This is a genomic window from Clostridioides sp. ES-S-0005-03, from assembly GCF_020658455.1.
Lineage (GTDB): Bacteria > Bacillota > Clostridia > Peptostreptococcales > Peptostreptococcaceae > Clostridioides.
The window spans coordinates 63,722-76,724 of the sequence record NZ_JACVWI010000011.1 but is presented as its reverse complement, the minus strand read 5'-3'; the positions used below and the strand labels follow the sequence as shown (position 1 = coordinate 76,724).

The following is a 13,003-nucleotide window of genomic DNA, read 5'->3' as shown; positions in this document are numbered from 1 at the left end:
GAGTATTTTTCCTCCTTCCTTGAACCTAACTATTATTAATTTCCTTTGTTTTCAGTTCTTTGAGGTCTTGATCCACCTTGAGGTCTTTGTCCACCTTGAGGTTTTTGTCCTCTGTAGTTTCCTCTGTTATCGTTTCCTCTTCTATCATTTCCTCTTCTATCGTTTCTTCTGTTATCTCTCTTGTTGTCTCTTCTGTCGCTCTTTCTGCTTTCTTCTCTTGGATTTACACCATCTCTAGTTGGTAAAACTTCACCATTACATATCCAAACTTTTATACCTATTTTTCCATAAGTAGTATCAGCTTCAGCGAAACCATAATCTATATCTGCTCTTAAAGTTTGTAGTGGCACATTTCCTTCACTATAACCTTCAGTTCTAGCCATTTCAGCTCCACCTAATCTTCCTGAAGCAGAAACTTTTATCCCTTTAGCACCAGATTTCATTGCTCTTTGTATAGCTTGTTTCATTGCTCTTCTGAAAGCAACCCTTCTTTCTATAGCTAAAGCTATATTTTCAGCTACTAATTGAGCATTTTTATCAGTACTTCTTACTTCTACTATGTTAACTATTATACTTTTCTTTGTCATTTTTTCTAATTCAACTTTTAATGCTTCGATTCCAGCACCAGCTCTTCCTATAACTACTCCTGGCTTAGCAACATGTAAGTCCATTTTTATTTTATTAGCTGATCTTTCTATTTCTATTCTAGCAACTCCAGCTGAGTATAATCTTTTCTTTAAGAATTTACGTATATTATGGTCTTCTAATAATAAGTTTCCGAACTCTTTTTTATCAGTAGCGAACCATCTTGAGTCCCAATCTTTTATAACACCGACCCTTAAGCCGTGTGGATTAACCTTTTGACCCATTACTTTCCCTCCTATCTATTAATTATTTTTTTTCTTTCACAACAACCTCTATATGAGAAGTTCTTTTTCTTATTGTAGTTGCACGACCCATAGCTCTAGGCATGAATCTCTTCATTGTTGGCCCTTGATTAGCAACTATTGATGCTATATATAATTTTTCAGTATCCATTTCGTGATTGTTTTCTGCGTTAGCTTTAGCTGACTTTACAACTTTAGCTATTATTGAAGCTGCTCCTCTTGGAGTGAACTTTAATATCGCTAATGCTTCATCAACATTCTTTCCTCTAACAAGGTCACAGATTTGGCCTGCTTTTCTTGGTGATACACGTACATATTTAGCAGTAGCTTTTGCTTCCATTGTTATTCCTCCTTTCTTAGTCATAATTTAATTATTTTCTCTTATTAGATTTTTCGTCATCCTTATGTCCTTTGAAAGTTCTAGTAGGAACGAACTCACCTAATTTGTGTCCAACCATATCTTCTGTTATATATACTGGAACATGTTTTCTTCCATCATGAACAGCTATAGTGTTTTCTACCATTTGTGGAAATACAGTTGAAGATCTTGACCAAGTTTTTATAACTTCTTTATTTCCGCTAGCATTCATAGCTTCTATTTTCTTTAAAAGTCTTGCATGGACAAAAGGTCCTTTTTTAGTTGATCTTGACATTTATATTCCTCCTTTCCGAGCAAAAATAAATTTACTACTTAGTTCTTCTTGATACTATTAACTTATTTGAAGCTTTGTTTTTCTTTCTAGTTTTGTATCCAAGAGCTGGTTTACCCCATGGAGTAACAGGAGATGGTCTACCTATTGGAGATCTACCTTCCCCTCCACCGTGTGGATGGTCATTAGGGTTCATTACAGAACCTCTTACAGTAGGTCTTATTCCCATATGTCTTTTTCTACCTGCTTTACCAATAACTACGTTACCGTGCTCTATATTTCCAACTTGTCCTATAGTAGCTTTACAGTTTATGCTTACTAATCTCATTTCACCTGATGGTAATCTTAATAAAGCATTTTTTCCTTCTTTAGCCATTAATTGTGCAGAAACTCCAGCAGATCTAACTAATTGAGCTCCTTTTCCTGGCTTTAATTCTATATTATGAATGATAGTACCAACTGGCATATCTTTTAATGCTAAACAGTTTCCTGGTTTTATATCAGCACCTAATCCTGATAAGATAGTATCTCCAACGTTGATTCCAACTGGAGCTAATATATATCTTTTTTCTCCATCAGCATAGTTTAATAATGCAATATTTGCAGTTCTGTTTGGATCATATTCTATAGTAGCAACCTTAGCAGGTATACCATCTTTATCTCTTTTAAAATCTATTATTCTATATTTTCTTTTTTGTCCTCCACCTCTATGACGAACAGTTATTCTACCATGTACGTTTCTACCAGCATTTTTCTTTAAGTTAACTAAAAGAGATCTTTCTGGTTGGTTACATGTTATTTCCTCAGAAACTAAAACTGTCATTTGTCTTAAGGCAGGAGAAGTTGGTCTAAACTTTTTTATAGCCATCTGTTTTCCCTCCTTCGTTTGTTATAATATTACATTCCTTGGAAGAATTCTATTTCTTTACTATCAGCAGTTAATTTAACTACTGCTTTCTTAAAGCTTGCTGTTCTTCCTTGAGTTCTACCCATTCTTTTAACTTTTCCATCGTAGTTTAAAGTATTTACTTTATCAACACTAACTCCGAATACTTTTTCTACTGCTTTTTTTATTTCAGTTTTGTTCGCATCTTTAGCCACAACAAAAGTGTATTTTTTTTCACCCATTTCAGCCATACTGTGCTCAGTTACAACTGGTCTTATTATTACATCATGTGGATTAGTCATTATGCGTACACCTCCTCCACTTTTTTAACAGCATCTGTAGTTATTATAAATGAATCATATTTTAATATATCATATACATTCATAGTATTAACTAATGCAGTTTGAACACCTTCTATATTTCTAGCTGATTTTATTACATTATCATTTTTATCAGCTATAACTACTAAAGCTTTTTTAGCAGCATTTATATTATTTAATATTTGAGCGAATTCTTTAGTTTTAGGAGCATCCATGTTTAATGCATCTAATACTATAACTTCACTATTTTGTATTTTTGAAGATAAAGCACTCTTCATAGCTAATCTTCTTACCTTCTTAGGTAATGTATATTTGTAACTTCTTGGTTTAGGTGCAAAAGCAACTCCTCCACCTACCCATTGTACAGATCTTGTAGAACCTTGTCTTGCTCTACCTGTTCCTTTTTGTTTCCAAGGTTTTCTTCCGCCACCTCTAACTTCTGCTCTAGTCTTAGCAGATTGAGTTCCTTGTCTCTTATTTGCTAATTGATTTTTTACAACTTCATATAAAACATGTCCATTAACTTCTACGCCAAATATAGAATCTGATAATTCTATTTCTCCAACGTTTTGTCCACTAACATTTAGTACATTTAATTTTGGCATTGTTATTCCTCCTTTCTCTAGGTTAGTCATTATTTAGAAACCTTTACAGCTTCTTTTATAGTTACTACTGAACCTTTAGCTCCTGGTATAGCTCCCTTAACTAATATAAGGTTCTTATCAGCATCTACTTTCACAACCTCTAAGTTTTGAACTGTTACCTTTACGCTTCCCATGTGTCCAGCTAATTTTTTGTTTTTAAATACTCTACCTGGGTAAGAACAAGCTCCCATTGAACCTGGTCTTCTGTGGTATCTAGAACCGTGAGATTCAGGACCTCTACTTTGTCCATGTCTTTTTATTGGACCTTGGAATCCCTTACCTTTACTTATTCCAGTAACATCTATTTTTGCACCTGCTTCAAATACATCAGCTTTTATTTCTTGTCCAACTGTGTATCCTTCTACAGAATCTACTCTAAACTCTTTTAAATGTTTCTTTAAAACATTAGCAGCAGCTAAGTGTCCTTTTTTAGGCTTGTTTAAAGATTTTTCTTTAGCATCTTCAAAACCTATTTGTATAGCATTGTATCCATCTTTATCAACTGTTTTTATTTGAGTAACGACCATAGGTCCTGCTTCAACAGCTGTTACAGGTATAACTACACCTTTATCAGTGAATATTTGAGTCATACCAACTTTTTTTCCTAATATTCCATTCATATTAGCACCTCCTATAATTCTTACAGCGGATTACATCATTTTAGAAGTAATCATTCTAAGATAGTTACCTATAGGATAATATCTTAGGGGTTCTTATAATTTTATTTCTATATCTACACCTGCTGGTAAGTCTAATCTCATTAATGAGTCAACTGTTTTAGGTGTTGGATTAGCTATGTCGATTAGTCTTTTATGAGTTCTTATTTCAAATTGTTCTCTAGAGTCTTTGTACTTATGTACGGCTCTTAATATAGTTACAATTTGTTTTTCTGTTGGTAGAGGCACAGGTCCTGAAACTTGTGATCCAGCCTTTTTAGCAGTTTCAACTATTTTACCTGCTGAAAAATCTAATAATTTGTGATCATATGATTTTAATCTTATTCTTATTTTTTCATTCTTAGCCATTTTGTTTTCCCTCCTTTATCACGTGTTTAATTTTCAAGTTGCGTACAACTAATACCGATACACTGCTCCGGGTGTGTTGTAACTTTCAAATCGACATCAGTTCGTATTTCACTAGGATTTAATTCTTATTTTCTTAATCTCTCAAGCACACTATTATATTTTATATCATCTGTTACATTTTTTCAAGTTTTTTTTATGTTTTTTTCAATTTTATTTTCTCTTACAACATTATAACCTTAAACTTGATTATGAATCTATCTCAAGGCACTAGTTTAGTATATATGCTTTATTGCTACTTGTCAACAAAAAACAAAAAAGAGAGGTTAAACCCCCTCTTTTTTTATATGAAATCAATTAGCTTAGTAAAAGATTATTCGATTATTGTAGCAACAACTCCTGAAGCTACTGTTCTTCCACCTTCTCTTATTGAGAATCTTAATCCTTCTTCTACAACTATTGAATTTATTAAGTCTACTTCCATTGTTACGTTATCTCCAGGCATTACCATTTCTATTCCATCTGGTAACTTACAAGCTCCTGTTACGTCTGTTGTTCTGAAATAGAATTGTGGTCTATATCCATCAAAGAATGGTGTATGTCTTCCACCTTCTTCTTTTTTAAGTACATATACTTCTGCAGTAAATTTTGTGTGTGCTTTTACTGATCCAGTCTTTGCTAGTACTTGTCCTCTTTCTATTTCGTTTCTTTGTACTCCTCTTAATAATGCTCCTATATTATCCCCTGCTTGTGCTTGGTCTAATAATTTTCTGAACATCTCTACTCCTGTTACTACTACTTTTCTTGGTGCTTCTGTTAATCCTACTAATTCTACTTCGTCTTGTACTTTTAATACTCCTCTTTCCACTCTTCCTGTTGCAACTGTTCCTCTTCCTGTGATTGAGAATACGTCTTCTACTGGCATTAAGAATGGTTTGTCAGTATCTCTTTCTGGTGCTGGTATATATTCATCTATTTGCTCGAATAATTCTACTATTTTATTTCCCCACTCACTCTTTGGATCTTCTAATGCCATTAATGCTGATCCTCTTACTATTGGAGTATCATCTCCTGGGAAATCATATTCTGTTAATAAATCTCTTACTTCCATTTCTACTAGTTCTAATAACTCTTCATCATCTACCATGTCACATTTGTTTAAGAATACTACTATATATGGTACTCCAACTTGTCTTGATAATAGTATATGCTCTCTTGTTTGTGGCATTGGTCCATCTGTTGCTGAACAAACTAATATTGCTCCGTCCATTTGTGCTGCTCCTGTTATCATGTTCTTAACGTAGTCAGCATGTCCTGGGCAGTCAACGTGTGCGTAGTGTCTGTTTGGAGTTTCATACTCAACGTGTGCTGTTGATATTGTGATTCCTCTTTCTCTTTCTTCTGGAGCTTTATCTATGTTTGCGAAATCTACTGCTTCTCCTAATTGGTATCTGTCATATAATGTTTTTGTTATCGCTGCTGTTAATGTAGTTTTACCGTGGTCAACGTGTCCTATTGTCCCTATATTAACATGAGGTTTTGTTCTTTCGTATTTAGCTTTAGCCATTTTGAATTTCCTCCCTTTATCTTGTGCAAGACGAGACAAGTCTCGTCTTGCTGATTATTTTTTATATTTATATTATTAATTAATTTTTAAATTATTTTCCTTCAGCTATCTTTTTAGCAACTGAAGCTGGAACTTGTTCATAGTGATCGAATATCATTGTATAAGTTGCACGACCTTGAGTTGAAGATCTTAGGTCTGTAGAGTATCCAAACATTTCTGAAAGTGGAACAAATGCATTTATAACTTGTGCACCACTTCTTGCTTCCATTCCTTGGATTAATCCTCTTCTTGAGTTTAAGTCACCCATAACATCTCCCATGTAATCTTCTGGAGTAACAACTTCTACTTTAAAGTAAGGCTCTAAAAGAACTGCATTACCTTTCTTCATAGCATCTTTGAATGCCATTGAACCAGCCATCTTGAACGCCATTTCAGAAGAGTCAACTTCATGGTAAGAACCATCATATAACTCAACAGCAACGTCTACAACTGGATATCCAGCAACTATACCAGATTGCATAGCTCCTTGTATACCCATGTCAACTGGACCAACATATTCTTTTGGTACAGATCCACCAACAGTTTTGTTTGTGAATTTGTATCCTTCACCTGGCTCTTGAGGAGCAACTCTAATCTTAACGTGACCATATTGTCCTCTACCACCTGATTGCTTAGAGTACTTGTATTCAACATCAACTGGTTGAGTTATAGTTTCTCTATATGCAACTTGTGGAGCACCAACTTTAGCTTCTACTTTAAATTCTCTTAATAATCTATCTACTATTATCTCTAAGTGTAATTCACCCATACCAGATATTATAGTTTGTCCTGTTTCTTGGTCAGTTTTAACTGTGAAAGTTGGGTCTTCTTCAGCTAATTTTTGAAGAGCTATACCCATTTTTTCTTGAGCTGCTTTAGAACTTGGTTCTATAGCAACAGATATAACTGGCTCAGGGAATTCCATAGATTCAAGTATTATTGGATTAGCAGGATCACATAATGTGTCTCCAGTAGTAGTATCTTTTAATCCTACTGCTGCTGCTATATCTCCAGCATAAACTTTAGTTATTTCTTCTCTTGTATTGGCATGCATTTGTAGTATACGACCAATTCTTTCTCTCTTATTCTTAGTTGCATTTAAAACATAAGAACCAGATTCTAATGTTCCAGAGTAAACTCTGAAGAACGCTAGTTTTCCAACAAATGGGTCAGTCATTATTTTGAATGCTAATGCAGAGAATGGCTCTTCATCAGAAGAATGTCTTTCAGCTTCCTCTCCATCTTCCAATATACCTTTTATAGCTGCTATATCAGTTGGTGCTGGTAAGTAATCTAAAACTGCATCTATTACTAACTGAACACCTTTGTTTCTATAAGCTGTACCACAGAAAACTGGGTTCATCTCACACGCTATAGTAGCTTTTCTTATAGCAACTTTTAGTTCATCTATAGTAGGTTCTTCACCTTCAAGATATTTCATCATTAACTCTTCGTCAGTTTCAGCTACTGCTTCAACTAATTTTTCTCTCCACTCTGTAGCTAATTCTTTCATATCTTCTGGTATGTCTGTTTCTTCCATTTCAACACCTAAGTCGTCTTTGTATATAACAGCATCCATTTTTAATAAGTCTATTATACCTATAAATGAATCTTCTTTACCTATTGGTAATTGCATAGGAACTGCATTAGAATTTAATCTAGATTTCATCATGCTTACAACATTGTAGAAATCTGCTCCTAATATATCCATTTTATTTACAAAAGCTATTCTAGGTACTCCATAAGTTTCAGCTTGTCTCCATACATTCTCAGATTGAGGTTCAACCCCACCTTTTGCACAGAATACAGCAACTGAACCGTCAAGAACTCTTAGAGATCTTTCAACTTCAACTGTGAAGTCCACGTGTCCAGGAGTATCTATTATATTTATTCTATGGTCTTTCCATGAAGCAGTAGTAGCGGCAGAAGTTATTGTTATACCTCTTTCCTTTTCTTGCTCCATCCAGTCCATTTGAGAAGCCCCTTCATGAGTTTCTCCTATCTTATGAGTTTGCCCAGTATAAAACAGGATTCTTTCTGTAGTAGTAGTTTTCCCTGCATCTATATGAGCCATGATTCCTATATTCCTAGTTCTTTCCAAAGGAAACTTTCTAGCCATGGTTATCCTCCTTATGATATCCTCAATTTTATAAGATATCTATATATCCTACCATCTATAATGAGCAAATGCTTTATTAGCTTCTGCCATTTTATGAGTATCTTCTTTTTTCTTAACTGAAGCTCCTGTGTTGTTAGCTGCATCCATTATTTCTTTAGCTAATTTATCAACCATTCCTTTTTCTCCACGAGCTCTAGTGTATTTTACTAACCATCTTAAACCTAATGTTTGTCTTCTTTCAGGTCTAACTTCGATTGGTACTTGGTAGTTTGCCCCACCAACTCTTCTTGCTTTTACTTCTAAAACAGGCATTATATTATCCATTGCCTTATTAAATACTTCTAAAGCATCTTCTCCTGTTTTTTCAGCAATAACTGTGAAAGCATCATAAACTATTGTTTGAGACTTTCCTTTTTTTCCGTCTACCATTAAATTATTTATTAATTTAGTAACTACCTTACTCCCATACATAGGATCTGGTAAAACTTCTCTCTTTGGAACATTACCTTTTCTTGGCATTTCGCTTCCCTCCTTAATTATTTAACTTAAATCATAGGTACTCGACATAAATTATTTAATGCCGTGATGCCATAAATATCTATATATTTAAAGCACCGAACTATAATCAATCATTAATTGTTTTTATTTTTTAGCGTCCTTAGGTTTCTTAGCACCATACTTAGATCTTGATTGTCTTCTCTTATCAACACCTGCTGTATCTAAAGTACCTCTTAGTATATGGTATCTAACCCCTGGAAGGTCTTTTACTCTTCCGCCTCTTATAAGAACAACACTATGCTCTTGTAAGTTATGTCCTTCTCCTGGTATATAAGCAGAAACTTCTATACCATTAGTTAATCTAACTCTGGCAACTTTTCTTAAAGCTGAGTTAGGTTTCTTAGGAGTAACTGTTTTTACTGAAGTACAAACCCCTCTTTTTTGTGGAGCACTAGCGTCAGTTACTTTCTTGTTTAAAGAGTTGTAACCTTTTTGTAATGCTGGAGCAGTAGATTTCTTTTCAACTGCTTTTCTACTTTTACGAACTAATTGGTTAATTGTTGGCATCATCTGCACCTCCTTCCAAATTTTCGATCTTATCAGTGACCGCCAACTACATCAATATGAATACTCATACTGACTGATTGTAACATTTGTTACTTACAATTTAATGTCTATAACACATGAATATGTGATATTAGCATTTTTCTAGCTTGATGCTTTTAGTTCTTGTTTATTGCCATTTAAAAGTCACTAAGAGCTCATATAAGCCCTTAGTGTACTTTTAAACAACACACTTTACTATTTTAACACCACAAATAATGGTTGTCAAGATTTCTTTACTCTATCTGCCATTAATCTTCAATTTTTTCAACAGCTATATTTCTATATTTCTTCATTCCTGTTCCTGCTGGTATTAGCTTACCTAATATAACATTCTCTTTAAGCCCTATTAGGTGGTCTTCTTTACCTTTTATTGCAGCTTCTGTTAATACTCTTGTTGTTTCCTGGAATGAAGCTGCTGATAAGAATGAATCAGTTGCAAGAGATGCTTTAGTTATACCAAGTAATACTCTTTTAGCAACTGCTGGTCTTAAGTCTTTAGCTATAGCTTCTTCGTTACATCTATTAAATGTTAATACATCTTCATATCCACCTGGTAATAAATCTGTATCTCCTGGGTCTTCAACTTTAACTTTAGATAGCATTTGTCTTACTATAACTTCTATATGCTTATCGTTAACATCAACCCCTTGAAGTCTATAAACCCTTTGAACTTCTTTAACTATATATTCTTGAACACCTTTAACACCTTTTACTCTTACTATATCATGAGGATTTATAAATCCTTGTGTTAAAGGATCTCCAGCTTCTAATATCTGTCCTTGCTTAACTTTTAATCTAGAACCATATGGTATCACATATGTTTGAGTTTCGCCTTCTTCTGGTATTACATTTACTTCTTTTCTCTTTCCAGTTTCATCTATTTCAACTCTACCAGATACTTCAGTTATTACAGCTAAACCTTTTGGTTTTCTAGCTTCGAATAATTCTTCAACCCTTGGAAGACCTTGAGTTATATCGGCTCCTGCAACCCCTCCAGTATGGAATGTACGCATTGTAAGCTGAGTACCCGGCTCACCTATAGATTGAGCTGCTATTATACCAACTGCTTCACCTATATTAACTTCTTTTCCTGTAGCTAAGTTTCTACCATAGCACTTAGAACAAACTCCATGATTAGTTTTACAGTTAAGAACTGTTCTTATCCTAATTTTTTCAATTCCTAAATCTACTATAGTTTCTGCTTCATCTTCTTGTATCATAGCATCAGCTTCAACTATAACTTCACCAGTTTCAGGATTTAATATAGGGTCTATAGTATATCTTCCTACAATTCTATCATATATTTCTTCTATAACTTCATTTCCTTCTTTTATAGCATAAATTTCTGTAGTATCTTCTGTTCCGCAATCTACTTCTCTTACAATAACATCCTGACTTACATCAACAAGTCTTCTTGTTAAGTATCCAGATTCAGCCGTACGTATAGCTGTATCGGCAAGACCTTTTCTGGCACCATGTGAAGATGTAAAGTATTCAAGTACTGATAAACCTTCACGGAAATTAGATTTAACTGGTATCTCAACTGTTTTACCAGATGCATTGGCCATAAGACCACGCATACCTGCTAGCTGTCTAATTTGGTTTTTAGAACCTCTGGCTCCTGAATGTGCCATTATATATATATTGTTTAATCTATCTAGTCCACCCATAAGAGCATCAGTAACCTTATCAGTTGTTTCTGTCCATGTCTCTATAACTTTTTCATATCTTTCTTCATTAGATATTAAACCTCTTCTGTATGCTTTTTCATATTTATCAACTTTTTCTTCTGCCTCAGCTATAAATACTTTCTTTTCTTCTGGAACACTCATATCAGCAACAGCAACTGTTATACCACCTAATGTAGAATATTTAAATCCTAGAGATTTTATATAATCTAGTAATTCCGCTGTTTCTGTATTTCCATGTTTTCTAAAGCACTTATCTATTATTTTACCCAGAGATTTTTTATCTGCTAAGAAGTCAACTTCTAGAGCAAATGGGTTTTCATTTCTATCTACAAATCCTAAATCTTGAGGTATGCTTTCATTAAATATAAATCTACCAACTGTACTTTCAACTAATGAACTTCTTCCATCTTCAAGAGTCACCTTTAGTTTTACTAACGCATGTAGATGAACTGATTTATTGTAATAAGCAAGTAATAGCTCATTAAAGTCTTTAAATACCATTCCTGTTCCTTTAGCATCATCTTGTGCTTCTATTGTTAGATAATAACAACCTAAAACCATATCCTGAGATGGAGTAGTTATAGGAGAACCATCTTTAGGAGCAAGAATGTTGTTTACAGAAAGCATTAAGAATCTTGCTTCTGCTTGTGCTTCTACTGATAAAGGTACATGGACTGCCATTTGGTCACCATCGAAGTCTGCATTGTAAGCTGTACACACAAGTGGATGTAGCTTTATAGCTTTACCTTCAACCAAGATTGGTTCAAATGCTTGTATACCTAATCTATGCAGAGTCGGCGCACGGTTAAGAAGAACTGGATGGCTTTTTATAACATCTTCTAAAACATCCCAAACTTCTGGCTTAACTTTTTCTACTATAGATTTTGCACTTTTTATATTATGTGCATATCCTTCTTTAACTAGTTTATCCATAACAAATGGCTTAAATAGTTCTAGTGCCATTTTCTTTGGAAGACCACATTGATAGAATTTAAGTTCTGGTCCAACAACTATAACAGAACGTCCTGAGTAGTCAACACGCTTACCAAGTAAGTTTTGACGGAAACGACCTTGTTTACCCTTTAACATATCTGATAAAGACTTAAGTGGTCTATTTCCAGGCCCTGTTACAGGTCTACCTCTTCTACCATTATCTATTAATGCATCAACTGCTTCTTGAAGCATTCTCTTTTCATTTCTTACAATTATATCTGGAGCTCCAAGCTCTAATAATCTCTTAAGTCTATTATTTCTGTTTATAACTCTTCTATATAAATCATTTAAGTCTGAAGTTGCAAATCTTCCACCATCAAGTTGTACCATTGGTCTTAAATCTGGTGGTATTACTGGTATCGCATCTAAAATCATCCATTCTGGTTTATTCCCAGATTTTTTAAATGCTTCTACAACTTCTAATCTTCTTATTGTTCTAACTTTCTTTTGTCCTGTACTGTCTTTTAATTCCGCTCTTAGGTCTTTGCTTTGTTGCTCTAAGTCTATGTTTTGTAACAATATCTTTACAGCTTCAGCACCCATACCTACAGTAAAAGTATATCCATATTTTTCAAGAGCAGTTCTATACTCTTTTTCTGTCAATAACTGCTTCTCATTCAATCCAGTTTCTCCTGGATCAACTACTACATATGAAGCAAAGTATAGTATTTTTTCCAATGATCTTGGTGACATATCAAGTAAAAGTCCCATTCTACTTGGTATACCTTTAAAGTACCAGATGTGAGACATAGGAGCTGCTAGCTCTATATGTCCCATTCTTTCTCTTCTTACTTTCGATTTAGTTACTTCTACTCCACATCTATCACAAACTACACCTTTGTATCTAACTCTTCTATATTTACCACAATGGCACTCCCAGTCTTTTTGTGGTCCAAATATTCTTTCACAGAAAAGACCATCTTTTTCTGGTTTTAAAGTACGGTAATTTATAGTTTCTGGCTTTTTAACTTCTCCTCTAGACCATTGTCTTATTTTTTCTGGAGAAGCCAATGCTATTTTTATCGACTCGAAATTGTTTAATTCAAACAAGGAGTTCTCTCCCTTCTATTTGAGATTTACA

At 34.1% G+C, this 13,003-nt stretch carries 13 protein-coding genes; all 13 read right to left on the bottom strand.

Features of this window, described 5'->3' with window-relative positions; genetic code table 11:
• Positions 1-35: 35 nt before the first annotated feature.
• The 13 genes from rpsC to rpoC all read right to left on the bottom strand — a co-directional run bounded on the left by rpsC (position 36) and on the right by rpoC (position 12,972).
• Complete coding sequence (rpsC, locus tag IC218_RS20810) at positions 36-869, bottom strand: 30S ribosomal protein S3 (protein ID WP_227483637.1); 834 nt, start codon at positions 867-869, stop codon at positions 36-38.
• Positions 870-891: 22 nt separating this feature from the next.
• Positions 892-1,227, bottom strand: coding sequence for a 50S ribosomal protein L22 (gene rplV, locus IC218_RS20805; RefSeq protein ID WP_009887891.1), 336 nt, complete (start codon positions 1,225-1,227; stop codon positions 892-894).
• 31 nt (positions 1,228-1,258) lie between these two features.
• A complete protein-coding gene (rpsS, locus tag IC218_RS20800) occupies positions 1,259-1,540 on the bottom strand; it encodes a 30S ribosomal protein S19 (RefSeq protein WP_003421166.1) in 282 nt (93 codons plus the stop codon).
• Positions 1,541-1,574: 34 nt separating this feature from the next.
• Positions 1,575-2,405, bottom strand: coding sequence for a 50S ribosomal protein L2 (gene rplB / locus IC218_RS20795; protein WP_227437027.1), 831 nt, complete (start codon positions 2,403-2,405; stop codon positions 1,575-1,577).
• Positions 2,406-2,434: 29 nt separating this feature from the next.
• Complete coding sequence (rplW, locus tag IC218_RS20790) at positions 2,435-2,725, bottom strand: 50S ribosomal protein L23 (protein ID WP_003421170.1); 291 nt, start codon at positions 2,723-2,725, stop codon at positions 2,435-2,437.
• Complete coding sequence (rplD, locus tag IC218_RS20785; RefSeq protein WP_227437028.1) at positions 2,725-3,348, bottom strand: 50S ribosomal protein L4; 624 nt, start codon at positions 3,346-3,348, stop codon at positions 2,725-2,727. The genes rplW and rplD overlap by 1 nt, the downstream gene beginning before the upstream one ends.
• A gap of 29 nt (positions 3,349-3,377) precedes the next feature.
• Complete coding sequence (gene rplC, locus IC218_RS20780; RefSeq protein ID WP_227437029.1) at positions 3,378-4,007, bottom strand: 50S ribosomal protein L3; 630 nt, start codon at positions 4,005-4,007, stop codon at positions 3,378-3,380.
• Between the two features lie 93 nt (positions 4,008-4,100).
• Positions 4,101-4,412, bottom strand: coding sequence for a 30S ribosomal protein S10 (gene rpsJ, locus IC218_RS20775; protein ID WP_054268679.1), 312 nt, complete (start codon positions 4,410-4,412; stop codon positions 4,101-4,103).
• Between the two features lie 370 nt (positions 4,413-4,782).
• On the bottom strand, positions 4,783-5,976 hold the full coding sequence (gene tuf, locus IC218_RS20770; protein WP_227437055.1) for an elongation factor Tu: 1,194 nt from the start codon (positions 5,974-5,976) through the stop codon (positions 4,783-4,785).
• 91 nt (positions 5,977-6,067) lie between these two features.
• Positions 6,068-8,134, bottom strand: a complete 2,067-nt coding sequence (gene fusA / locus IC218_RS20765; protein ID WP_227437035.1) for an elongation factor G — start codon at positions 8,132-8,134, stop codon at positions 6,068-6,070.
• Between the two features lie 48 nt (positions 8,135-8,182).
• Positions 8,183-8,653: a 30S ribosomal protein S7 gene (rpsG, locus tag IC218_RS20760; protein ID WP_227437037.1), complete on the bottom strand. Its 471-nt coding sequence runs from the start codon at positions 8,651-8,653 to the stop codon at positions 8,183-8,185.
• Positions 8,654-8,776: 123 nt separating this feature from the next.
• Entirely contained in the window at positions 8,777-9,199 is a 423-nt protein-coding gene (gene rpsL / locus IC218_RS20755; protein ID WP_227437039.1) for a 30S ribosomal protein S12, read from the bottom strand.
• A gap of 287 nt (positions 9,200-9,486) precedes the next feature.
• Positions 9,487-12,972 carry a DNA-directed RNA polymerase subunit beta' gene (gene rpoC / locus IC218_RS20750; protein ID WP_227437041.1) on the bottom strand — a complete coding sequence of 1,162 codons (3,486 nt, stop codon included), beginning with the start codon at positions 12,970-12,972 and terminating at the stop codon, positions 9,487-9,489.
• Positions 12,973-13,003 lie beyond the last annotated feature (31 nt).